The 23384-nt window shown below is 40.6% G+C and carries 22 protein-coding genes; 4 read left to right on the top strand and 18 right to left on the bottom strand.

Annotated features, from left to right (window positions below; translation table 11 throughout):
* Nucleotides 1-145: 145 nt before the first annotated feature.
* The 17 genes from BM398_RS09640 to BM398_RS09555 all read right to left on the bottom strand — a co-directional run bounded on the left by BM398_RS09640 (nucleotide 146) and on the right by BM398_RS09555 (nucleotide 17308).
* Nucleotides 146-856 carry an ABC transporter permease gene (locus BM398_RS09640; RefSeq protein ID WP_092337479.1) on the bottom strand — a complete coding sequence of 237 codons (711 nt, stop codon included), beginning with the start codon at nucleotides 854-856 and terminating at the stop codon, nucleotides 146-148.
* 8 nt (nucleotides 857-864) lie between these two features.
* Nucleotides 865-1590: an ABC transporter permease gene (locus BM398_RS09635; protein ID WP_092337478.1), complete on the bottom strand. Its 726-nt coding sequence runs from the start codon at nucleotides 1588-1590 to the stop codon at nucleotides 865-867.
* Entirely contained in the window at nucleotides 1578-2489 is a 912-nt protein-coding gene (locus BM398_RS09630; protein WP_092337477.1) for an ABC transporter ATP-binding protein, read from the bottom strand. The genes BM398_RS09635 and BM398_RS09630 overlap by 13 nt, the downstream gene beginning before the upstream one ends.
* A gap of 11 nt (nucleotides 2490-2500) precedes the next feature.
* On the bottom strand, nucleotides 2501-2731 hold the full coding sequence (locus BM398_RS09625; RefSeq protein ID WP_092337476.1) for a helix-turn-helix domain-containing protein: 231 nt from the start codon (nucleotides 2729-2731) through the stop codon (nucleotides 2501-2503).
* Nucleotides 2732-2755: 24 nt separating this feature from the next.
* Nucleotides 2756-3349 (bottom strand): hypothetical protein, encoded by a 594-nt coding sequence (locus BM398_RS09620; protein ID WP_092337475.1) that lies wholly within the window; start codon nucleotides 3347-3349, stop codon nucleotides 2756-2758.
* A 613-nt stretch (nucleotides 3350-3962) separates the two neighbouring features.
* Nucleotides 3963-5018, bottom strand: coding sequence for a helix-turn-helix domain-containing protein (locus tag BM398_RS17650; protein ID WP_092337473.1), 1056 nt, complete (start codon nucleotides 5016-5018; stop codon nucleotides 3963-3965).
* Nucleotides 5019-5278: 260 nt separating this feature from the next.
* Nucleotides 5279-5797 (bottom strand): DUF6465 family protein, encoded by a 519-nt coding sequence (locus BM398_RS17145; RefSeq protein WP_175531905.1) that lies wholly within the window; start codon nucleotides 5795-5797, stop codon nucleotides 5279-5281.
* A 128-nt stretch (nucleotides 5798-5925) separates the two neighbouring features.
* Entirely contained in the window at nucleotides 5926-6579 is a 654-nt protein-coding gene (locus BM398_RS09600; protein WP_051199178.1) for a phosphatase PAP2 family protein, read from the bottom strand.
* Nucleotides 6580-6604: 25 nt separating this feature from the next.
* The gene (locus BM398_RS09595) at nucleotides 6605-7795 is read right to left on the bottom strand and encodes a pyridoxal phosphate-dependent aminotransferase (protein WP_092337472.1); all 1191 of its coding nucleotides are present in this window, start codon (nucleotides 7793-7795) and stop codon (nucleotides 6605-6607) included.
* A gap of 122 nt (nucleotides 7796-7917) precedes the next feature.
* On the bottom strand, nucleotides 7918-8241 hold the full coding sequence (locus tag BM398_RS09590) for a hypothetical protein (RefSeq protein ID WP_139233808.1): 324 nt from the start codon (nucleotides 8239-8241) through the stop codon (nucleotides 7918-7920).
* A gap of 248 nt (nucleotides 8242-8489) precedes the next feature.
* Entirely contained in the window at nucleotides 8490-9767 is a 1278-nt protein-coding gene (locus BM398_RS09585) for an MATE family efflux transporter (RefSeq protein ID WP_092337470.1), read from the bottom strand.
* 22 nt (nucleotides 9768-9789) lie between these two features.
* Nucleotides 9790-13344, bottom strand: coding sequence for a transcription-repair coupling factor (gene mfd, locus BM398_RS09580; protein ID WP_092337469.1), 3555 nt, complete (start codon nucleotides 13342-13344; stop codon nucleotides 9790-9792).
* A complete protein-coding gene (gene pth / locus BM398_RS09575; RefSeq protein ID WP_092337531.1) occupies nucleotides 13345-13914 on the bottom strand; it encodes an aminoacyl-tRNA hydrolase in 570 nt (189 codons plus the stop codon).
* 197 nt (nucleotides 13915-14111) lie between these two features.
* Complete coding sequence (locus BM398_RS09570) at nucleotides 14112-14393, bottom strand: hypothetical protein (RefSeq protein WP_092337468.1); 282 nt, start codon at nucleotides 14391-14393, stop codon at nucleotides 14112-14114.
* 192 nt (nucleotides 14394-14585) lie between these two features.
* Nucleotides 14586-14864 (bottom strand): septation regulator SpoVG, encoded by a 279-nt coding sequence (spoVG, locus tag BM398_RS09565; RefSeq protein ID WP_026514385.1) that lies wholly within the window; start codon nucleotides 14862-14864, stop codon nucleotides 14586-14588.
* A 55-nt stretch (nucleotides 14865-14919) separates the two neighbouring features.
* On the bottom strand, nucleotides 14920-16038 hold the full coding sequence (gene glgD / locus BM398_RS09560) for a glucose-1-phosphate adenylyltransferase subunit GlgD (RefSeq protein WP_026656545.1): 1119 nt from the start codon (nucleotides 16036-16038) through the stop codon (nucleotides 14920-14922).
* 1 nt (nucleotide 16039) lies between these two features.
* Nucleotides 16040-17308: a glucose-1-phosphate adenylyltransferase gene (locus tag BM398_RS09555; protein ID WP_026656544.1), complete on the bottom strand. Its 1269-nt coding sequence runs from the start codon at nucleotides 17306-17308 to the stop codon at nucleotides 16040-16042.
* Between the two features lie 249 nt (nucleotides 17309-17557).
* On the opposite strand from BM398_RS09555, the gene murC reads away from it, so the two are divergent.
* The 4 genes from murC (at nucleotide 17558) to BM398_RS09535 (ending at nucleotide 22688) form a co-directional block, all read left to right on the top strand.
* Nucleotides 17558-18952: a UDP-N-acetylmuramate--L-alanine ligase gene (gene murC / locus BM398_RS09550; RefSeq protein WP_092337467.1), complete on the top strand. Its 1395-nt coding sequence runs from the start codon at nucleotides 17558-17560 to the stop codon at nucleotides 18950-18952.
* 287 nt (nucleotides 18953-19239) lie between these two features.
* On the top strand, nucleotides 19240-20331 hold the full coding sequence (locus tag BM398_RS09545; protein ID WP_242949798.1) for a DnaD domain protein: 1092 nt from the start codon (nucleotides 19240-19242) through the stop codon (nucleotides 20329-20331).
* Between the two features lie 159 nt (nucleotides 20332-20490).
* A complete protein-coding gene (locus BM398_RS09540; RefSeq protein WP_026656541.1) occupies nucleotides 20491-21474 on the top strand; it encodes an ATP-binding protein in 984 nt (327 codons plus the stop codon).
* Nucleotides 21474-22688 carry a ribose-phosphate pyrophosphokinase gene (locus BM398_RS09535; RefSeq protein WP_026656540.1) on the top strand — a complete coding sequence of 405 codons (1215 nt, stop codon included), beginning with the start codon at nucleotides 21474-21476 and terminating at the stop codon, nucleotides 22686-22688. The genes BM398_RS09540 and BM398_RS09535 overlap by 1 nt, the downstream gene beginning before the upstream one ends.
* A gap of 36 nt (nucleotides 22689-22724) precedes the next feature.
* Here BM398_RS09535 and BM398_RS09530 read toward each other — a convergent pair whose 3' ends face one another.
* Nucleotides 22725-23378 carry an HAD family hydrolase gene (locus BM398_RS09530; RefSeq protein WP_092337466.1) on the bottom strand — a complete coding sequence of 218 codons (654 nt, stop codon included), beginning with the start codon at nucleotides 23376-23378 and terminating at the stop codon, nucleotides 22725-22727.
* Between the last annotated feature and the right edge of the window lie 6 nt (nucleotides 23379-23384).

Genomic DNA, 23384 nt, shown 5'->3' with positions numbered 1-23384 from the left:
ACCCCCGGCTGGTTATGAAAAGCCGGCACTACACTAAGTGATTCTCATGCCACTATATTTAGAATAAATTCGGATTTCTGTGGATTATTATGAAGTTGGACTTAGCCTGGTGTTTCTAACAGGAATTCTTTTTTGATAATCAGGATCAGACCATGGTTTCGAGAAGAATGGGAATTTCCTTAATTTTCATTTTTATAAGTAATTTGCTTATTACAAAAAGAGTTATCAGGTAGGTTATGGCAATAGGACTAAGTCCTCTGTAAAAAAGGGCATGTTCAAAACCATACCAGGGGTTGAGCCAGGAAATGCCAAGTGGGTTAAGAAGGCTTGCAAATACTGTTGCAACAACAGATATCATCATTGCCAAAAGTCTGCTTTTGAAACACACGATAAGAATGGCAACAATATTTATCAAAGTAAAGATATTTAGAACAGAGAGAGCAATCCACTTCCATTCGTTCGCCAGTATTTCCAAAGGATTGCCACCTTTTAAAACAACAAATATCATAGTTGTTGTAACTGCCAAAACAAAATAGAAAACACTCAATATGCGTACCGTCAGAAGTTTTGCCCGGTACGTTTTATTTATTGAAATGTCGCTCAGATATAAATTGATAATTCCGCAATTAGTCTCTTCTATTGAGAAACTTCCCGAAACAATAACAGATATAATTATAGGAAAAAGAAGGGTTGAAAAAAGGTCCATTGCCGTGACATGAATAATATCACTTGTAATTTCTTTTGCCAGAAGTCCCAAATATCCTTGGAATAAAACAGACAGAATCGTCAGAGCTGCTCCGATTACGAGTGTCCCGGAACCTTTTATTTTTCTTAGTTCAAATCTTAAGTAATCCATGTTCCCTCCTATGAGTAGAACTTTTTTCCGCTTATATATACAAGCACAGTACCCATCACAACATTTAATAATGCGGCTGTAGCGAGGAACTTTATATTGTACACGTTTCCTGATTCAAATGCGTATGTTCCGGCAACCGGCCCAATATAATTTACAATATGAATGATTTCTCTGACCGCTCCGAGGATGTAGATGAACAGAAGGCCGGTCACAACGGCTATGGAGAAATTTTTGACATATAGTTGAATACAGTATTGAAGTATATAACAAAATGCATTTATAAAAAAAACTATAATCAGAACACTTCCAAACATCCTGAAGTCTATGTCTTCTTGAATTAAGAGCTTTGCAATCGGAATGTATAATGCTGTGGAAAAAAGCATATAAGCACCCTGATACAGCATAAATACAATGAATTTAGCGGCAACAAGTTTCTCCCCGTCAAACAGTTTTGTCATCAATAAATCCCAGGTATCATTGATATATTCTTTTGTCAAAATCATGTATCCGACAAACATCGCGCAAAGAAGTCCGACAAGGGCATTTATACCGATAAAAAAATATAGATTCAGTCCGTTTTTTCCATATAATGCAAATACATCCTCATTAGTTACATCAAGCTTCCATAACGCACCCACTATCAAGTCACATAACAATGCGAACCCGATTATCGCATAGGATACATATCTATCAGCCTGTAGCTTTTTTAATTCTTCTCTTATCAGACACCGCATACGCCACCTCTTCCTTTTCCGGTAAGTGTCAGATATATACTTTCAAGGCTGTTGTTTGGTGACACTTCATATACTTCAACATTTGCGTCAATAAGAAGTTTTAACAGTGCAGGTATTTTTTCTTTTGCCATTTCCATAAAGAAAGCATCATTTTTTCTTGCATATGTAAGCCCAATCTTGCCAAAAAGCTTCGCTGCTTTTTCAGAATCATTTGTCCTTATGCAATATTCGAGTCCTTCAGCTTCATAGAGTTCATCAACGCTTCCTTCAAATATCTTTTTCCCTCTGTCGATAATACATATTCTGTCTGAAAGCTTCTCAATCTCTGCAATATTATGACTGGAAATAAAAACCGTACATCCGCTTTGATGAGCCAACTCTCCCAGCATCTCTCTTATTTCAAACATTCCTTTGGGATCGAGCCCGTTAGTCGGCTCATCAAGAATAAGTACCTTGGGATTATTTAGAAAGGAAATGGCAAGCCCAAGTCTTTGCTTCATTCCAAAAGAAAACTTAGAGACCTTTTTATCGCCCACACCCTCAAGTCCGACAAGCTTAAGAACTCTGTCCGCCTCTTCAACAGGTTTCCCAAGTATTCGCTGAAGATATGCAAGATTCTCTCTTGCCGTCAGATTGGGATAGTAATTGGGCTTACTGATAAACACGCCTACATCCTGCATTATACTGCTATCCAGATGTTTCATTTCTTTTCCGTTGTATCTGACGATGCCTACATCAGGCTTTAAAAGTCCAACCATCATCTTCATGGTCGTTGTCTTACCGGCACCGTTCGCACCTATGAAACCATATATCTTACCTGCCGGAATCTTAAGAGACAAATTATTTACCGCAATTTGATCTCCAAATCTTTTAGTCAAGTTCTCTATAGTGATTTCCATATTTTTCCTTTTTATTCACTGTCATCTGATGCCGCGTCGGGATCATACTCAAGTATGTCTCCCGGCTGGCAGTTTAGAGTTTCACATATAGCTTCCAGTGTTGAAAACCTGATAGCGCTGATTTTTCCTGTTTTTATTTTTGAAAGATTTACATTTGATACTCCGACTTGAGCTGACAGTTCATTCAAAGACATTTTTCTGTCAGCCATGACACGGTCTAATCTAAGTATAATCTTGCCCATATCGATCACCTCGTGTTTCCGTAATTATAAAGTTTCATCTGCTTCTTTCTGAAGAACATAGCCGTAATCAAGGATGCAATATATGCTCCAGAACATCACTCCGGCAATAACTGAGGCACTTAATCCTACTGAAAAGAATGTATATACGATAATTACGATAAATGCTGTCTTAAGTTTCTTCATAACTGTTTCATTGAAAGGTGAATCACTGTTTCCAATCACCTTGAACACATTCATTATTATGACGAAAATTCCGAAGAGAATGCCCGTAAAAGCCGCCAGTATAAAGAATCCTACACCCATTCCTTCCGCAGCCATTCCCTTATTAACAAATGCTCCCGTAAAATCTATAGCACCTAACGAACTCTTTATAAACAAATTATATAAAGTCGTATATTCAGTACCGTCTTTATCACATATATGAGCAACCATTTTTCCGTCAACTTCTTCAATAGATGCGTACTTATTAATGTCGCTCCTAAAAGCAAACATAAATATACCACCAACAAGCATAACCACCGAAATTACCGCGAAAAATATACTCAGCACTTTTGCAACTTTTCTTACTGTATTGCAACTCTTCTTTACATTGGCAAGCTTAATTTCATACTCTCTCATTTTTATTCTCCCATCTGCGAATCTCACTGTTCGCGTTCACCCATTATTTATTGTTATATTCCGGCTCATCGCCGTCGTGCATTCTTCTGTAGTTCTTTTTATAAATCTTATGTACTTCTGTTTTGTAACTAACTTGATATTTCTTGATCACATTTTCTCGAGAATTTATGAACTTTCCATCACCGCGTCCGGTTATTTCCTGTTCATGAGTATAATATAGCACCACGTTTTATACCTGTCAATAACTTTTTAATGATAAACATTAAATATTTATCTTATTTGTTTTATTTTTTATCGAAAAGAGCAGCAAAAAAAGAAGCAACGCTGAATTGCAACTCGAGGTGCAATTTTGTAGTTCGAAATGCTACTTTGTAATTTGAAAACTAAATATTTGTAAGCGAGATGCAACTTTTGTCACGTAAAGTCAGCTTTTGTAATTGAAATGCAAGTTTTGTAAACGAACTGCAACGTTGACATTTACTGATTTTGGGATATGATGGAAAAATAAACATGACTATCAGAGGTCGACTCCCTCTCGATTTTACTTGTAATCGGAGAATCCACCCCTGGCTAGATGCTTTATATAGGCATTGTGTTGGCGGTCTTGTTTGTTTTAGATTCCGAGAAGCTCTGGTTTGAGCAGGATGTCGTCGGCGGCAACCTTTGAACATCCTAATTTTTTCAGAACTTCTTCACCGTGATAAAAGCTGAATGTCTCGTATGGGCTACGATCGTTCAGCTTTTTTCTTTTATACGAATTGATGTGATTCATCATAAGCGTCACATCATCCTGCGTAAGATTGTTAAAGCTGCGATTATGACCTTCTATATCAGTGAGTACTCTACGAATCAGCTCATGATTGACTTCTATAGCACCTTTCTGGCAAGGCTTTCCGGCATCACAGTAAAAGACTTGTGTGCGTATTTCGCCTGTTTCCCTATCACACTCAATGGCTACAGGATTTGAAAATTCGCTGCCGTTATCAGTAAGAATTACAGGAAATATGCGTTGGAAAATTTCAATTCCAAGTTTATCCTGGAGATCATCGAAGACATCAATGACTGACTGAGAAGTGTTTGCTTCAAGATAGTTGTACAGTGTTTTTTCGCTACACATGATCTCATCCTGATGGGAAATATAAATCTGATGAAGTGCTTGACCATGTTTAACAAGAGGGCTCACAATGGCATTCAAATGGGCTATTTCATCTTCTGATGTACATAGACCGGAGCGAGCTTGAGTGATCACATCATGAGCTTTGTATTGGGCATGCTCGGCATCGTAAATGTTCTTTAAAAGCGTACATTTGCTGATCTGTCCACAACCATTACACACATATGGAGCCTTCAACCTGCTGGTACAAATTTCCTCGAGAAATTCAGAACAGTGACTGCTGCAACTCGCGCAAAGCCTACAGCGATTAACTGATCTGTGCGTACACTCATTGCTAGGGCACAAGTTTTTCACCCTACAATTCTTACGATGCTTGCAAGAATTATACGGATATCCTGGTCTTCCTGTTGCTACCTCAGACATATGTTTACGGACTTCTCTTGATATAGTTGATGGATCCTTACCTAAGGTTTTGGCTATTTCTTTAAAGGTGAGACCTTCTCCTAGGAACTTCCGGAGAGAGATACGTTCTGCATAAGTAAAAAAGTTAGACATACTTATCCTCCATTTCTACCCGCCAACACAGAAATAAAGGATAACATAAAAAGAACCCAATCAGTTACTAATCAGGTTCCTGTAATGGGAGACGCAACCTCTCCCCATATATGCATTATCAATTACAATGAAAGGTACAGTAATCGAAATGGTCGCATTTCGATTTACAATTTACGATCAGCATCAAAAAAGAAGCAACAACCGGATTTTTCCGATCATTGCCTCTCAATCTTTTTCCTATAAACTATCTACACTTCTCATCAGATATCGATGTCACCTGAAATCTTGTCATCAACTACATAGTAAGCCTTATCTTCCTGGGGCTTAACGTAGATGCTGAGTTTCTTAACCTTTGAAGGATCACCCTTAAGGTCGTACTGATAGTTATCCAAAGATTTCTGAACAAGCTCTTCGTTCGAGATGTGCTTGTATGAATACTGAATCTCGATCATTACATTAGGCTTTGTAGCTGCTTTTCTTGTTGTAGTCTTCTTTGCAGTTGTTTTCTTAGCAGTAGCCTTCTTTGTAGTAGTTTTCTTTGCAGCAGTCTTTGTAGCTGTTGCCTTCTTAGCTGTACTAGTAGCTTTCTTGGTAGTTGTCTTCTTGGCTGTTGCTTTCTTGGTTGTAGTCTTCTTAGCAGTAGCCTTCTTTGCCGGTGCTTTCTTTGTCTCGGCAGTTGTAGTCTTTACTTCCGGTGTTTTAACTTCTGTAATAAAAGTAGGGTTCTTGATAGTTGCAACAGGTTTTACAACTGCTTCCGCCTTCTTAATCTCTGCCATTTTTCGTTATCCTCCTCAAAATCGCAAATGATTTATGGAACTCGTTAAAACAATAAAGTGATTACGAAATAAAGTTTACCACCAATAAACTGCATTGTCAAAGCATCGACAGATAATTACCCTTTATATCATCCCAATTTATCTAGTGTAGCTTCATATGCCGATATCAAAGTGGCTGAAAAAAGCAATCCCGCGCATATGTCACTGAACCAATGCACACCTGCCAACACTCTTCCGACAACACCTATGAACATTACCGCACAGGCGAAGACTTTAAGAACTGTCACAAGATTTTCGTCATCATAAAATCTTTCTCTCCATGCAGCGATAGCTGTTCCCATGATTGTGCAGATCATAAGCACATGTGTTGACGGGAAAGACGCCTCAAGTTCAACTTCGTCAGGTAAAAGAACCGGTCTGTAATTGAAAGGAACTTTATCAAAAAGTACATACATGATAACAAGTATCACATACAAAAATCCCATGATCAGGATATCTTTATCAATCTCGGCAAGAGTTCTTTTTTCTTTTACAAGCTGAAGGAACCCCGTTGCCGCAAAATATACCGCTGTAAGAATAGCGATCATCAGCATCAGGTCGGTTATCTTATCCCACATGGGATTGTAAGAGATAAGGTCGAGAACCACCTTGTTGATCGCGGAAAAGCCAACACTGGTGCCCTCCGGACCAATAGCCTGCTTGTCAACAAAAGTCACAAGCACCGTATATATAATCGAAATAATAAACAATAATATTGTCTTCCCGTAGCCTCTTTTTTTCATGGCACCTCCTCCATATAGTCAAAACTTATTTCTTATACACTTCGTTTACGAACTTACGAAGTCTCTCCATTGCTCTCTCAACTTTTTCTGTCTCTATGCAATAAGCCATTCTGAAAAAGCCCGGTGCCCCAAAACCGTCTGTAGGTACGAAGATAAGATCGTACTCTTTAGCTTTTTTACAGAATTCAACAGAGTCTTCTTCAAGTGCCTTAGGCATTATATAGAAAGTTCCGCCGGGTTTTACAACCGTAAATCCAAGTTCAACCAATGTATCATAGATGATATTCATGTTTGTCTCATAAACGGAAAGATCTGCAGTCATGTCGCACACCTTTGCAACAGCCTGCTGGATGATTGAAGGAGGACAGTTGTGTCCTGTGCCTCTTGAGATCTGTCCGCACATGGGAACGATAAATTCTGCGCCGTCGCACTTAGGATTAACCGCAACGTATCCGATTCTTTCTCCCGGAAGAGAAAGAGATTTTGAGAATGAGTAGCAGCTCAAAGTGTGATCGTAGAATTTAGAAACATAAGGAGCGTCAGCGCCTTTGAATACGATCTCTCTGTATGGTTCGTCGGACAAAAGATATACCGTATGTCCGAACTCTTTTGACTTAGCTGTAAGAATCTCAGCAAGTCTTGTAAGTGTCTCTGTTGAATATGCAACACCCGAAGGGTTATTAGGTGTGTTTACAAGTACAGCCGCAACATCAGCTGTAAACATCTCTTCAAATTTATCAAAGTTGATCTGGAAAGTCTCAGTGTCTGCGGGAACAACTTCAAGTTCAACTCCCGCACCTGTTATGTATGGATTGTACTCAGGGAAATAAGGTGCAAATGCAAGTGCCTTGTCCCCGGGCTTTGTGATTGCTCTGATCGCATGTGAGATTGCACCTGCTGCCCCTGTTGTAGGGAAGATGTGCTCAGGCCCGTAGTTCATTCCAAATCTTTTATTCAAAGACTGCGCAATCTTTTCTTTATACAAAGGATTACCGAGACTTGGAGTATATCCGTGAAGTGTCATGGTATCTTCCGTCTGAAGAAGTCTTATCATCTCGTCTGTAAATTCCTGAGGAACCGCAACCGAAGGGTTACCAAGGCTGAAATCAAAAACATTCTCGTATCCGATTTCTTTTCCCCTCGCAGTAGCGTACTCCGAAAGTTCTCTAATTACTGACTTTGCGCCAAGCATTGATTTATATGTCTCGTTAATCATAACTTTTGTCTCCTTAAACATTAAGTAAAAACTTTGTATCTCAGTATACCACAAAAAAGGAGCTTCATCATTTGAAACTCCTCTTAATATTAGCATCTAAAATCTTGCAAAATCTAGATTATTCATTTTGTTGACGTCGCAAATTCATACAGCTCCTTATACTGCCTTTTCCTTGCAAATTCAGCAGCTGTATCTACCCAATTTTTTTCTTTCTCTTTATCTTTTGAAAGCCATTCAGGTGAAAAAGCGGCTACTTTATTATCTATGACAAATAAGCTTCCCAAAATATATAACAAAACTATCCAAGGCATAAACGAAACTATATTCTGAAGAGCCTTGAAATGTAACGCGCAAACATCAAATAAAACCGTAAGAATAATCACACTTATTCCGGTTTTTATCATAATTTTAGGTCCGATTGCCTGTGCATACATCCACTTGACCATATTCTTTCTTCCCGAAGGAACGCTAATTCCGTCACCCCCTACTTTTGTACAAATATTTCTCTCCAAATATAATGCGCTAAAGATAATCACTATCTCCGCTATAAAAACACGATCTGTTAAATGTAAAAAAGAAGGAAGCATGTCAATAGTCTCCTCTCAATCCGATTATCGTTTATAAATACATTGTCACCGTTTCAATTATATCATACAGCATCGTGGATATCGTTTTTTCATAATAAAATACCATGCTATATTTCATTATGAAGACTTCTTTTAATCCGTCTTGCCGATGACACACTTATAGCAAAATAATTCATTCCCAACAGTACATACAGGGAAATAAGATTTTTGGCAAAAAAGATCATACATAATGAGACAATAATATTAATCAGGCACGTTATTTTCAGTATCCATTCTGCTTCTCCCATACTTTGAAGCATCGCTCTAAAAAGCACAAAAATATAATTTATTCCCTGAATAATTATTGAAACCAAAATGATTGTCGAGGCACTGTCTATTCCCCTGTAATCTTCTCCGAAAAAGCCTAAAATCGAATATCTGTTGACGTAAACAATTAATGCCAATAAAAAATACGCGAATGTTCCTACTTCGATCACTGTTTTCGCAACATCTTTTCTAGTATATTCATCATCATTGATAAGAACATTGATAGCCGATGAATACCCGTAGGCAGGCATTAAAACAATATTGATCAGTTGCTGAGAAATATTGAAAATAGCTAGCGTAACCGCCCCCATGCGTCCCACGATCATATTTGTCAAAAATACGAGCACAACGCCTTCCAAGAGTTCCTGAGCAATCAACGGAATATTATATTTGATAATATCTCGCATCTTTTCCGGACTGACACAATTCATTTTGCAGATGTATCGTCTTTTTAATATAACTGTCATTTCAAATAACAGTGTCACCATAAGCGCAATCACTGTACTTATCGCCGCACCGGTTGTGCCAAGTTTAGGGAAGCCTTGTTTTCCAAATATCAGAAGATAATCCAATATGATATTAACCACGTTGCCTGCAAGCGATGCAAAAAATATGTAACTTGTCGTCTTTTGAATTTTAAATACCGTATTGCATACGAATATCTGCATGTTCAGCAAAAAACTGACGCTATATATTTTAAGATACCCGGCACCTTCATAAAGAGTTTTATCTCTCAGACCAAAACCAATTTTCAAAATCGGATTAGAGAACGCTCCTATTATCAGCATAAAAAGGAATCCGATCATTAAACTGATCACATAATAATTGGCAATTAATTCGTCGCGTTCCGATTCGTTAGAATCAAAAAATTGTATTACCAGTCCAACAGACAGAACGCCAAGTACACCAACTATACAATTAAGCACCGAAACAACCAATCCAACTCCAGCAAAACTCTCTATGGAGATATGTCCTACAAATATTTGATCGATCATTCCCATCACTAAACTCGTAACAGAAGTGAACATCAGTGGAATACTTATCTTATTGATCTTTGCTATCAAGTCTGTATTCTTCATTAGTCAAACACCCGGTTCTGCTTTATAGTAGTTCTTCCATCGCCGCCAATATATCTTCCGTATCCTTCAGCAGCATATCCTCTGCCTTCTCGCTGTTCTTATCCTTCTTGTACTTGTAGATAAACACCGGGTTTCCGGCAGCATGAAAACTCATCTTGCCCTCGTATCTTGCAAGAAGCTCAGGAATCTTATCACCTTTTATCTTGGCATTTGGAGTAACCTTAATCTCTATTTTGCCGTCACCGCCCTTTATTTCCGGTACAAAGAGCTTGTGAGCAGCGGTACGTATAAGCGAAATTCTAAGAAGGTTCAGCGCTGTCTTTGGAACTTCTCCAAATCTGTCGACAAGCTCATCTTTCATATCATCGCTCTCTGTCTGAGTTTCTATGCTCGCAATTCTCTTATATATCTCAAGCTTCTGCTCTTCGTTAAGGATATAGCTGTCGGGAATATATGCGCTGACATCAAGGTCAATAACAGTGTTAATGTCTTCCCTTGTATCTTTTTCGCCCGGATTCTTCTTGTGGCGAACAGCTTCTTCAAGCATCTTGCAGTAAAGGTCGTAGCCGACAGACTGCATGTGGCCGCTTTGTTTTTTACCCAAAAGGCTTCCCGCACCTCTTATCTCAAGATCACGCATGGCAATCTTAAAGCCGCTTCCGAGGTCGGTAAATTCTCTGATCGCAGAAAGTCTCTTTTCCGCAACCTCTTTCAACACCTTATCTCTCTTGTACATGAGGAAAGCGTAAGCCGTGCGATTCGATCGTCCCACTCTTCCCCTGAGCTGATAGAGCTGGGAAAGTCCCATTTTGTCTGAGTCATGGATGATCATCGTATTTACATTAGAAATATCAAGGCCTGTCTCAATAATAGTAGTCGAAACGAGAACGTCGATAGTTCCGTCGATAAAATCGTACATGATTCTCTCAAGCTCGGACTCTTTCATCTGTCCGTGTGCAAAAGCAACGTTCGCTTCGGGCACAAGTTTCTGGATTCTAGCCGCAACATCTGCTATGTTATTTACTCTGTTGTAAACATAGTAAACCTGGCCGCCCCTTCCAAGTTCCCTGACTATCGCTTCTCGCACAAGCTCGTCGTTATATTCCATAACATAAGTTTGGATTGGAAGTCTGTCGTTAGGTGCTTCTTCAAGGACAGACATCTCTCTTATTCCGACAAGCGACATGTGAAGCGTTCGCGGAATAGGCGTCGCAGTAAGCGTCAGAACGTCGACGCTCTCTTTTATCGTCTTTATCTTTTCCTTGTGTGTAACACCAAAACGCTGCTCCTCGTCTACGATAAGGAGTCCAAGATCTTTGTACTGAACATCTTTTGAAAGAAGTCTGTGCGTTCCGATAACGATATCAACGAGTCCTTTCTTAAGGTCGGTAACGGTCTTCGCCTGCTCTTTTGCCGTCCTGAATCTGGACATCAGGTCGACTCTTACAGGGAAGTTCCTCATTCTCTCGCTGAAAGTATTGTAATGCTGCTGGGCAAGGATTGTCGTGGGAACAAGAACCGCAACCTGCTTTCCGTCCTGAACCGCCTTAAACGCCGCTCTTATCGCAATCTCAGTCTTTCCGAATCCGACATCGCCGCAAACGAGTCTGTCCATAATAACAGATGATTCCATATCCCGCTTGGTCTCTTCTATCGCATTCAGCTGATCTTCCGTCTCCTGAAAAGGAAATGCGTCTTCAAATTCCTGCTGCCAAACCGTATCCTTACTGAACTCAAAGCCCTTTGTCTCCTGCCTCTTCGCATAGAGTTCGACAAGATCCTGCGCAACTTCTTCTACTGCTGCCTTTACCTTGTTCTTGGTATGCGTCCACTCCAAGGTACCAAGCTTGTTGAGCTTTGGCTTGTGACCATGACCTTCTTCGCCACCCGAAGCATACTTCTGGATAACGCCGAGCCCCGTTGCAAGAACGTATAGGTTTCCGCCGTCTCCGTATTCGATCTTTATATAATCCCTGACAACATTGTCAGTCTCAACTTTTTCTATCCCCTTGTATATACCAAGTCCATGCTCTTCATGAACTACGTAATCGCCGATCTTAAGGTCCGCAAAGTTAGATATCTTTTCACCGGTATATGAAGATTTTTTCTTCCTCTTCTTCCTTGTGTGCTCGGTAAAAATGTCGCTCTCCGCGATCACTGCAAACTTAATCCCCGGATACTCAAAGCCCTTGAGAATCCTTCCGTAATAAGTCATTATCTCGCCGGGTCTCAGGACTCTTCCCGGATCTTCACTGTAGAACGCAGTAACGAGATTATCCCTGAGGTCTTCGACAATTCTTTTTGCCCTCGTTCTGGAACCCGAGAGAATAAGCACTCTGTAGCCTTTTTTTACATAACTTTTAAGATCGCTTACGAGAGAATCGAAGCTGTTATTATAGGGAGCCACACTCCTTGCGTTAATGTCCCAGCTCTTTTCCGGTGAAAAGAGATTCTGGGATTTGGGCATGGCAAGTGCGGAAACAAGCACTCTTCGGCCGTTTCCCATTCTTGATATACAATTATCTATGGAGTACAGAAGATCCATCTGCCCCGGAAGGACGTATCCTTTCTCGGCTCTGTGAGTCATGCTCTCCTTAAACTCAGCCTCGACTGCCATCGCGTGTTCCTGAACTCTCTGAGGCTCGTCGATAAAGATACAGCTCTTTCCCTTCGGGAACATCTCCTGAATAGTGACGGTGTCGTCATAAAAATAACGGATGTAACTCTCGAGATTGACTACTGAGTGGAGTTCAAAGAGCTGCTCGTTTAATTCTTCAGTCTGTTTTTTTATCCTGTGAGCTTCTTCCGTCTTAAATTCAGCGCGAAGTGCTTTGCAGACTTTCTCGGTATCTTCGTTAACCCTGTCCATTCCTTCTCTGAGTTTTTTCTCATCAAGGATGATTTCTGATGCCGGGTAAATGTCGATGGATTCAAGCTTTTCGAGCGATCTCTGCGACATAATATCAAAGCTTCTTATTGACTGGATCTCATCTCCCCAAAGCTCTATTCTGAAAGGATTTTCTTCCGTAAGGTCAAAAACATCGACGATGTCTCCTCTTACAGAAAACTCGCCGGGTCCCTCTACCTGATAGTTTCTGACATATCCCATTGTAACGAGGCGCTTTGCTATCTCGGTTTCATCAATCGGAACGTGCCTGTCTATGGATAGAATGTTTTCTTTTATAACTTCAGGTTTTATCTGAGGTGCCATAAGCGCTGCAAATGTCGTCACAACGGTAACGGGTCTTCCTTCAAGAAATCTTCTCATGCAGCGTATTCTCTGTCTTACAATTTCGTTACTGTGCACATCTGCCTGGTAAAAGATAAGGTCTTTAGCGGGATACACAGTGACATTCTTGTCATAAAACTTGTAATCCTCATATATCTCTTTTGCCCTAAGATCACTGTAAGTTACAATTATCCTGTACTTAAAGTCAGCCCCAAGACTGCTTATAAAGTGGAGTTTCTGGGAGTCTACGCATCCCGTCACTTCCGCACAGGCAAAGGGCTTCTCAAGATAGTTATTCAGTTCTTCGAATTCTTTTAATTCGTTTAAAGGAGTTGTTATCGCTCTCATTTATTTTTTACCGTTAAATTTGTTCATGGCACTGTCAACGCCGTTCTCCATTATCTCGCATACCGCATCGACAGCTCGTCCTATTCCGTCCTTGATTCCGGCAGCGTCCTCGCCCTCGAAATGACCGAGAACCCAGTTCACCATATCGTATTCCTTTGGTTTCTTGCCAACTCCGACACGGACCCTGCTAAACTCGTCGTGTCCAAGCTGCGCGATAATATTCTTAAGTCCGTTGTGTCCGCCGGCACTTCCTTTAGGCCTTACTCTGATATTTCCCACATCAAGTTCAACGTCGTCCGATATCACAATGAGCTCCGACTTGGAATCTACCTTGAAATAATCACATATAGGTCTTATCGCTTCTCCACTCAAATTCATATATGTAATGGGCTTTACGAGAATAACCTTCTGATCGCCGATTCTTCCTTTTCCGTATACTGCCTTAAACTTCGTCTCTGTAAGTCCTATATTATATTTATCCGACAATGCGTCTATTGTCTCAAAGCCCACATTGTGCCTTGTTCCGAAATATTTCTTTTCGGGATTTCCAAGTCCCGCTATTACAAACATATTGCCAAAATCCTCTTCTTTTTTTGCAAATAATTTCTTTATTAATCCTAACACTACTACATCTCCCTTGATATTACAATGTATAAAGCCTATTCAAAGTATACTTTGAAAGTTGCTTATAGTCCAACTATGAGCGAAAAAAGAAGACTGCACCGGAGTTTTGTTCCTTCGGCGCAGCCAATTTTTATACAAATACCTCAAACTTCATTTCTGTTATTTAAACGCTGATTGTTCACGCACATTGCCGCACACGCCAACGGGCATGCACTTGTAATTCCGTATGCCCCCATAAATATAAGAGCAATATACATCAGTACCATAATTACAGCTATTACGAATCCGGCATATTCATAAACATCATCAATATGCTCTTCTTTGTCGGCTCTCTTAGCAACAAGTCTCCTTGCAGCCTTGTACATAGACAATAAACATACTGTAGCCAAAAAAATGTGTAGCGAGACAATCATCACGTTTCCCATAGTATTTCCCCAGCTCCTTATTTAATTTTTGTAATAAACCTCTGCTAAATATAATACCATATTTTGTCGCTATTTATTCTTCAATTCGTTCAATTTATGAATTAGTTTTTTCACACATAAAAAACTGCGTCGGATGAATCACATTCTCCGGCGCAGCCTCATTTTTACTCAATATTCTATTCAGCCGTTATGTCACGCTTCCCCCTCGCTGTCTTCTGCGGCTGCTTTATCATAAGCTTCCAGGATTGTATCCTGAAGAACCTTTCTCATATCTGAGTTGATTGGATGTGCGATGTCACGATATTCGCCATCCGTAGACTTCTTGCTGGGCATTGCAATGAACAAGCCTCTCTCGCCTTCGATTACCTTGATGTCATGAACAACAAATTCATTCTCAAATGTAACCGATACGATTGCACGCATTTTTCCTTGTTTTGTAACTTTTCTTACTCTGACGTCTGTTATCTTCATCATATAACCCCCTCTTGGTCAAATAAATTTCATGAAGTCTGCAGTAATGGTTTACTTAGATCATGTATCTTTCGTTATTTTCAATAACTATTTTAATGCCGTCATCTTCCTTGTAGTAAGAGTTCGCCTGAATCGTGCCGTGACTTTCAACGATACAGTTCTCAATATGTGTATTGTCGCCGATGTAAACATCATTTAAGATGATAGCATTCTTAATGTAACAATTGTTTCCTATAAAAGCACCTTTAAATATTACAGAATCTTCTATTGTTCCGTTTATGATGCATCCGCTGGAGATAATGCTGTTTTTTACATTTACTCCGACGTTGTACTTGGCGGGTGGAAGGTCTACGACTTTCGTGTAGATTCCCGGATATTCTCTAAAGAAATACTGTCTGATCTCCGCTTTCAGGAAATCCATATTTGTCCGGAAGTAATCTTCAACGGAAGCGATGTTGTTCCAGTACTCTTTTATCTTGTATCCGTAGATGCGCTTCATATCCTTGTATCTGACAAGGATGTCACGCACAAAATCATATCGCCCTTCTTTATCAGCCTTCTCAATAAGTTCAATGAGTTGCCTTCGTCTGACCACATATATTCCGCAGGATATCGTATTCGACCGCGAAATTACAGGTTTTTCTTCGAACTCCTCTATCCGGCTCTCTTCATTCATCCTCACGGTTCCGAATCTCTCGGTATCCGTGTTCGCCGGCATATCCTTGCACACAACCGTTATATCGGCCTGTTTCTGGATATGGTATTCGAGGAGTTTTCCGTAGTCCATCTTGTAAACGCAATCACCGGAAGTAATGATCACATACGGTTCATGGCACGCTCTGAGGAAATCAAGATTCTGCGCAATCGCATCAGCCGTTCCCCTGTACCACAAGTTTCCGGATGCTTTTACCGCCGGGGTGAATACATACAAGCCGCCCTGCTTTCTACCAAAGTCCCACCACTTGGATGAACTCAAGTGAGCATTCAGGCTTCCTGCATTATACTGAGTAAATACGGCAACTGTCTGAATATGAGAGTTTGTCATATTGCTCAGGGCAAAATCGATACTTCTGTAAAAACCTGCCACAGGCATTGCGCAAACCGCTCTCTTCTGGGATAATTCCTGCATCCTGCTACTGCTGCCGCCCGCTAAAATTATGCCAATCGCCCTCATATCAATCACCTGCCTTATCTAGTGTCTTGCCGCTGTCAAGTTTACCGTCACTGTAATCCTTTTCAGCAGTCACACCCGAGATAACCGTATTCTTTCCAATCGTCACATTGTCGGGAATAACCGACTTCTCTCCGATAGTGCAGAGACCTTCACAATAGATATTGGGCTTCGAGTCGTTTTCTTTTTCCTCAAAAGCTCCGATTCTTACGTTGTTTCCTATGGTAACCTTCTCGGCGATAATTCCTTTTTCTATATTGCAACCTTCACCGATAACGGTCTCATTCATTATTATTGAATTGCTGACCACAGTACCTTTCCCAATCTTAACTCCGGGGCTGATAACTGAGCTGTACACCTTTCCGTAAATCTCACAGCCTTCGCCGATGATACTTCTCTCAACGGCGCTTTCGGGTCCCAGATACTGAGGCGGTTGAACCCCGCTGGAAGTGTATATCTTCCAGTATTCCTCATAGAGGTTGAACTCGGGAACAATGTCTATAAGCTCCATGTTTGCCTGCCAGTACGATGTAAGAGTTCCCACATCTTTCCAATAGCCGTCAAACTCGTATGCATATAGTGACAATCCCTGTTCCTTGCAATAAGGAATAATATGCTTACCAAAATCAAGTCCCGACTGATCTTTATTATTAATAAGAGAATCTTTAAGCGCTTCCCAGGAAAAAATGTAAATACCCATTGAAGCAAGATTGCTCCTTGGATGCTCAGGTTTTTCCTCGAAATCCACGATCTTCTTATTTTCATCCGCGATCATTATTCCGAACCTGCTTGCTTCCTCCATCGGAACCGGCATAACCGCGATCGTCACATCCGCTCCGCTTGATTTGTGAAAGTCAAGCATAGTCTCATAATCCATCTTATATATATGATCTCCCGAAAGGATCAAAACATAATCCGGATTGTAATTTTCCATATACTCAAAGTTTTGGTAAATAGCATTGGCAGTACCGGTATACCATTCACTGTTGGAGCTTTTTTCATAAGGAGGAAGAACCGTGACTCCTCCGAAATTTCGATCAAGATCCCACGGTATACCTATTCCAATGTGAGAATTAAGCCTAAGCGGACGATACTGTGTAAGAACACCCACAGTGTCCACTCCAGAATTGATACAGTTACTAAGCGGAAAATCGATGATTCGATACTTTCCACCAAAAGAGACAGCCGGCTTTGCCATCTTTGCTGTCAACACTCCTAATCTGCTTCCCTGGCCCCCCGCCAGCAGCATGGCGATCATCTCTTTTTTTATCATGTTCCACCTCGTTGCGGATCCGGCTATAGCTGCCGGTTTTTGATACACCAAACTCACTGTCCTGTATTACAGAAAAAAATGTTACCTCTTATATATGAGTATATCATAAACATATTATTTAAAAAACATAAATACTCTAAATATAGAATATATTTTCACTCAATCAGGTTTCTGTTTTTGACTTTGTAAAAAATCGTGTTACAATATAGATTACGTTATAATACGCATTCTATGAAATGAGGGTTTTTTATGTACACAATTGATTTCAATAAGCCATCGCACGTATATTTTATGGGGATAGGCGGTATCTCAATGAGCGGTCTTGCTCATATATTAATAGAGAAAGGATTCAAAGTGTCGGGTTCAGATTCAAAAGAATCTCCGATGACCAAAGCTCTTTCCGACCTTGGCGTTAACATTATGTACGGTCAGTGTGCTCAGAATATCACGGATGCGAGCCCCATTGACGTTGTTGTACATACAGCTGCCATCCATCCCGACAATCCGGAGTTCATGGCTGCAAAAGCAGCAAATATTCCCATTTTGACAAGAGCCGAGCTTCTCGGTCAGATAATGAAGGAGTACAAGATTCCCATCGCGATCAGCGGAACTCACGGGAAAACTACGACTACTTCAATGCTTTCAAAGATTCTTCTTGAAGCAGATACAGACCCCACACTTTCAATCGGTGGCGTATTCAGCGACATAGGCGGAAATATCCGCGTAGGAAAATCTGATTTCTTTGTTACCGAAGCTTGTGAGTACACTAACAGTTTCCTCAGCTTCTTCCCTAAGATCAGTGTTATTTCCAATATAGATGCGGATCACCTTGATTTCTTCAAGGATCTTGATGATATAAGAAACTCTTTTACCAAATTCGCACATCTTCTTCCCGATGACGGAACACTAGTAATAAACGGTGACATCGAGAACGTTGGTGCGATCACAGAAGGACTGGGCTGTGAAATAATAACATACGGTTCAAAAGAAGATTTTGACTACTATCCTTCTGATATAGAATATGATGAGCACGGAAATCCTTCATTTAAGGCTCATATCCCCGGCGGAAAAGTGCTTGATGTTAAGCTCGCGGTACCGGGACTTCACAATGTGTACAATGCGCTTGCTTCAATCGCGGTAAGCAATATTCTCGGAATAGATTCCGATGTGGCAACAAAAGCTCTTTCATTATTCGGAGGTACAAGCCGCCGTTTCGAGCACAAGGGAGAAATACACGGCGTTACCATCATTGATGACTACGCCCACCATCCCACAGAGATAAAAGCTACGCTCACTGCAGCGCAGAATTATCCACACAATAAGATCTGGTGCGTATTCCAGCCACACACATATACAAGAACCAAGGCACTTCTTGATGAATTTGCCGAAGCACTTTCATTTGCCGATAAAGTGGTACTTGTTGACATCTATGCTGCAAGAGAGACAGATACATTGGGCATCAGCTCACGTACCCTCTGTGACAAGATTGTTGAACTCGGCCATGATTGCACGTATTTTCCTACTTTGGATGGCTTTTCAGAAGTCGAAAAATTTCTTTTGCAAAATTGCACTAAAGGAGATTTGTTGATAACCATGGGAGCCGGAGATGTAGTAAAAATCGGCAACGAGCTACTTGGCAAGTAATACTTTTCCACTTTTCCACTTTTTTGATTCAATTTATAAAATACATTCTTCGTGGATAACAGTCAGACTTTTCAACAAGACCTATTTTCCCGGTCTTTATGAGAGTTTGGCTGTTTTTTTAGATTTTTTTAATAATAATCCACGTTATCCACATTATCCACAAAGATTTCCACTTTTTGCAAGACGCTCAAATTCCGCTTCTCTTCGTCACTTTTCCCATATCATATTAAAAACTACCATGCTATAATCCTACATGTGATGAAAAAGTAAAGCAGGTGATTAGAGAGATGATGGGGCGAGTAACTATCAGTACTAAGGTGGGGGAGGATTCTACCAGTGTTTCAAATATCTTTATAGATGAATACATGCAGGATGCTAACGATGCGCAGATAAAGATCTACCTTTATTTGTTGCGCATGATGAAGGCCAATCTGCCTACAAGCGTTTCTGCGTTGGCAGATAAATTCAACCATACAGAGAAGGACGTAGTCCGCGCTCTCAAGTACTGGGAGAAAAAGGCTCTTATCAGTCTTGAATACGACAACTCGGATACACTTATCGGAATACATATGGAAGATATTACTTCTCAGAAACCGGCTGCTCCACGCAAGAGCGAGTCTGTTATGAGAACTGTTCCGGCTCCAAAACCGGAAAGCACTATTAAGGCAAAACCTAACTATACTGCCGCTGAACTCAGTGCTTTTAAACAATCTTCCGCTGCGAATATCGTATTTCCTGCAGAACAGTATTTTAAAAGACCTCTTACATCGACAGAGCTTATGACTCTGTTCTACATAAAGGATGAACTAAAGTTTTCTGATGATCTTTTGGACTATCTGATGCAATATTGCGTCGATAATCATAAGGCTGATTTCAGGTATGTGGAAAAAGTCGCAATAAACTGGACTCAGCAAGGCATCAAAACGCCAAAACAGGCTCGCGTGGAGAATTTCAAACATGATCACGAGATAATCGAGATCATGAAGGCACTCGGTATGGAAAATAGTCCCACGGAAAAAGAAGGAAACTTCATTAAATCGTGGCGTAGGGAGTTGGGTTTTTCAATGGATATCATTATGGAAGCCTGCGACCGTACTGTTATGGCGACACAGAAGAATCGTCTCAAATATTGTGACTCAATTCTTCGAAACTGGCATGCCAACAATGTTTCTTCAAGGGAGGATATTGCCAGACTTGATGCTGACTTCACTGAAGATCTCCGCAAAAAGAGATCGAAGGCTTCCGTGGCATCCATTAATACCAAAATCCGCTCCGACGAATCATATATTCGCCCAAGCGGAGTCCAGAACCGCTTTAATCAGTTCCAGCAAAATACATATAATTTTGCCGAGCTTGAGAAGCAGCTTTTGGACAACTGATGCTCATATTTGATTGGGGAATCAGATACGGGTACATACATACTCGGCCCTGTACTTTGGTTCGGTGGCGGCACAAGCCTTCCCTGAAACACGTACAGGGCATAAGTATGTAAGTGAAACGAATAGTGTAGCGATTTGCATTTTGAAAGGTATGAACATATGGCATTGACCAACGCGCAATTCGATGAAATAATGCACACTTATGAGGAGATGCGCTCTCTTCACAGACAGGAACTTGAGGAGCGAAAGCGCTCCGTCTACGAAACCATCCCCGGATACAGGGAACTGGAGGACAAGTCCTCCACCATAAGCGTTGATTTCGGAAAAAGACTTCTTTCAGGCGAAAGGCTTGACCGCTCAGTGTTAAGACACCAGCTGGCTGAACTCGCCCGTCAAAAAAAATTACTTCTTACCGAATCCGGATTTTCCGATGACTATCTCGATATGGGCTACTCCTGCCCTTATTGCAAAGATACCGGTTATATCGGTAATGAAAAGTGTCACTGTTTCAAGCAAAAGATAATTGAAAAACTCTATGACAGATCAAATCTCAAAGAGATGGCAAAGACTGCCAACTTTAAACTTGTAAATGAAAAATATTATCAGGGCGACGATCTGCAGAGATTTCGCGGTGCGCTAAAGACCGCTGAACTTTTTGTAAACTCTTTTAACTCTGACTACCAAAATCTTTTCATTTATGGTACAGTGGGTGTTGGCAAATCATTCCTGTCAACTTGTGTTGCCAATGAGCTACTAAAAAAAGGTCACTCAGTGATATATTTCAGCTCATCGGGCTTGTTTGAACTTCTGGCAGAAAATTCATTTGACTACAAGAACAAACAAGAACTTCGCGGAATCTATGATGATATCTATAACTGTGAACTTCTTATAATAGATGATCTTGGTACGGAGCGCACAAACAGTTTCGTGTCTTCCGAACTTTTTTCATGCTTAAATGAACGAGATCTTCGCAAGAAGTCAACAATCATTAACACTAATCTGTCTTTGGAAGAAGTACAGATTATATATTCGGACCGTATTTTTTCAAGAGTTGCCAGCAACTATAAGCTGCTAAAGCTCTCCGGTCCTGACATCAGGAAAATCAAAAAGATTGCCATAAAAGAAAGTGAGGATTTTCAGTAATGCCGAAAAAAGAAGAGAAACGTAATCTGGAAACAATTCCCGTTGGATCATTGGGAATCATTCCATTAAAAGGTGTTAAGACCTTGGCTGAAAAGGTTGATTACTATCTCGTAAAATGGAGAGCCGAAAGAGAAAACGAACACAAAGGAAGCTTGGCCTTTACAGGTTATGAGAGACCATCTTATATCCTTGAAGCAGAGGTACCGAGATTCGGAACAGGTGAAGCAAAAGGTGTTATTAAAACTTCCGTTCGTGGAGATGACCTCTTTCTTCTTGTAGATGTTTGTAACTATTCACAGACATACTCAATGTTTGGCAGAGAAAATCACATGTCTCCTGATGATCATTATCAGGATCTTAAGAGAATTATCGCTGCTGTCGGTGGAAAAGCCAGAAGAATAACCGTTATCATGCCTTTCCTCTATGAATCAAGACAGCACAAGAGAAATTCAAGAGAATCTTTGGACTGTGCTATTGCCCTTCAGGAACTTGTAAGCATGGGCGTAGACAACATCATTACATTTGATGCTCACGATCCGAGAGTACAGAATGCTATTCCTCTTAACGGTTTTGAGACCGTTAGAACAACATATCAGTTTATCAAAGCACTTCTTAGAAACGTCTGGGATCTCAAGATTGATTCAGACAACATGATGGTAATAAGCCCTGATGAAGGCGGAATGAGCCGTGCAATCTATCTTGCAAGCGTGCTCGGTCTCGATGTGGGAATGTTCTACAAGCGTCGTGACTATACACAGGTTGTAAACGGAAGAAATCCTATCGTTTCTCACGAGTTCCTTGGAACAAGTGTTGAAGGCAAATCTGTTATCATTGTCGACGATATGATCTCATCAGGTGAAAGCTTACTTGATGTTGCCAAGGCTCTTAAAGAGCGTAAAGCCGCAAGAATCTATGCTTTCTCAACATTTGGTCTTTTCACAGGCGGACTCGATGTATTTGATGAAGCATACAAGAACGGTATCATAGATAAAGTCTTCACAACAAACCTTATCTATCAGACACCTGAGCTTCTCTCTCGTGAATGGTACATAAGCTGTGATATGAGTAAGTATATCGCTTACCTTATCGATACTCTTAACCACGACGCTTCTATCAGCGATCTTCTCAATCCTGTTGAGAGAATCAACAGCATTATTGAAAGATACAACAGCGGCGAGCTTAAGGCTTCACTTGAAGCAGAGAAAAAAATCTGATAAAAAATACGAACTGTTTAGTTGAATGGAATCCACTCAACTAAACAGTTCTTTTATATTGATCAAAGAATCGATCTTCTTATATAGTACCTTCTGCAATTCCTCATCCGGCTGCGTCAGATCGGGAATCATAATAACATTGCAACCTGCGCGGTATGCGCTCATCACGCCGTTTGGTGAATCTTCAACCGCAAATGTTCTGTCCGGTGAAAGTCCAAGCTGCTCACACGCATATGCATATATATCAGGCGCGGGCTTTCCTTTTTCTACCATGTTTGCACATATTATCTTATCAAAGTATTCAAATAGTCCTATCTTTTTAAGATAACGCTCAGTCCTTTCATAATCGTTGGCTGTGGCAATGCATGTAAGTATGCCGTTTTCACGAAGCCAGGTAAGTATCTCTTTTGCCCCGGACTTAAGTGGTATTCCGCTCTCGCGTATCATCTCTTCGACAAGACCTTTTCTGTACTCTCTTACTTTCATATAGTCAAAGTCTTCACCGTACCACTCCTTAAATTTCGCAGGTGCAAAAGGCCTCCCCAGAGACCTAAGTTCAAGTGCCTTCTCTTTTTCCATGGTATATCCGAAATGCGCAAGCGCCTTTGGCCACGCAATCTGATAATACTTCTCCGTATCAGTTAATGTACCGTCAAGATCAAAGATCACTGCTTCTGCTTTTTTATCCAAATCTAT

The sequence above is a fragment of the Butyrivibrio sp. M55 genome, assembly GCF_900116865.1.
Classification (GTDB): Bacteria; Bacillota; Clostridia; order Lachnospirales; family Lachnospiraceae; genus Butyrivibrio.
The sequence above is the reverse complement of the archived record's forward strand: the minus strand, read 5'-3'. Positions and strand labels throughout refer to the sequence as shown.

Excerpts from the sequence above, each read along its gene's own strand:
- BM398_RS09540 (WP_026656541.1), top strand. The coding sequence starts at position 20,491 with ATGGCATTGACCAACGCGCAATTCGATGAAATAATGCACACTTATGAG.
- pth (WP_092337531.1), bottom strand. The coding sequence starts at position 13,914 with ATGTTTGTAATAGCGGGACTTGGAAATCCCGAAAAGAAATATTTCGGA.
- BM398_RS09600 (WP_051199178.1), bottom strand. The coding sequence starts at position 6,579 with ATGAAAAAAAGAGGCTACGGGAAGACAATATTATTGTTTATTATTTCG.
- BM398_RS09625 (WP_092337476.1), bottom strand. The coding sequence starts at position 2,731 with ATGGGCAAGATTATACTTAGATTAGACCGTGTCATGGCTGACAGAAAA.
- BM398_RS09570 (WP_092337468.1), bottom strand. The coding sequence starts at position 14,393 with ATGGGAAACGTGATGATTGTCTCGCTACACATTTTTTTGGCTACAGTA.
- BM398_RS09640 (WP_092337479.1), bottom strand. The coding sequence starts at position 856 with ATGGATTACTTAAGATTTGAACTAAGAAAAATAAAAGGTTCCGGGACA.
- BM398_RS09555 (WP_026656544.1), bottom strand. The coding sequence starts at position 17,308 with ATGATAAAAAAAGAGATGATCGCCATGCTGCTGGCGGGGGGCCAGGGA.
- BM398_RS09545 (WP_242949798.1), top strand. The coding sequence starts at position 19,240 with ATGATGGGGCGAGTAACTATCAGTACTAAGGTGGGGGAGGATTCTACC.
- glgD (WP_026656545.1), bottom strand. The coding sequence starts at position 16,038 with ATGAGGGCGATTGGCATAATTTTAGCGGGCGGCAGCAGTAGCAGGATG.
- BM398_RS09590 (WP_139233808.1), bottom strand. The coding sequence starts at position 8,241 with ATGGTCAAGTGGATGTATGCACAGGCAATCGGACCTAAAATTATGATA.
- BM398_RS09595 (WP_092337472.1), bottom strand. The coding sequence starts at position 7,795 with ATGATTAACGAGACATATAAATCAATGCTTGGCGCAAAGTCAGTAATT.
- BM398_RS09620 (WP_092337475.1), bottom strand. The coding sequence starts at position 3,349 with ATGAGAGAGTATGAAATTAAGCTTGCCAATGTAAAGAAGAGTTGCAAT.
- BM398_RS09585 (WP_092337470.1), bottom strand. The coding sequence starts at position 9,767 with ATGAAGAATACAGACTTGATAGCAAAGATCAATAAGATAAGTATTCCA.
- BM398_RS17650 (WP_092337473.1), bottom strand. The coding sequence starts at position 5,018 with ATGTCTAACTTTTTTACTTATGCAGAACGTATCTCTCTCCGGAAGTTC.
- spoVG (WP_026514385.1), bottom strand. The coding sequence starts at position 14,864 with ATGAAGATAACAGACGTCAGAGTAAGAAAAGTTACAAAACAAGGAAAA.
- BM398_RS17145 (WP_175531905.1), bottom strand. The coding sequence starts at position 5,797 with ATGGCAGAGATTAAGAAGGCGGAAGCAGTTGTAAAACCTGTTGCAACT.
- murC (WP_092337467.1), top strand. The coding sequence starts at position 17,558 with ATGTACACAATTGATTTCAATAAGCCATCGCACGTATATTTTATGGGG.
- BM398_RS09635 (WP_092337478.1), bottom strand. The coding sequence starts at position 1,590 with ATGCGGTGTCTGATAAGAGAAGAATTAAAAAAGCTACAGGCTGATAGA.
- BM398_RS09630 (WP_092337477.1), bottom strand. The coding sequence starts at position 2,489 with ATGGAAATCACTATAGAGAACTTGACTAAAAGATTTGGAGATCAAATT.
- BM398_RS09535 (WP_026656540.1), top strand. The coding sequence starts at position 21,474 with ATGCCGAAAAAAGAAGAGAAACGTAATCTGGAAACAATTCCCGTTGGA.
- mfd (WP_092337469.1), bottom strand. The coding sequence starts at position 13,344 with ATGAGAGCGATAACAACTCCTTTAAACGAATTAAAAGAATTCGAAGAA.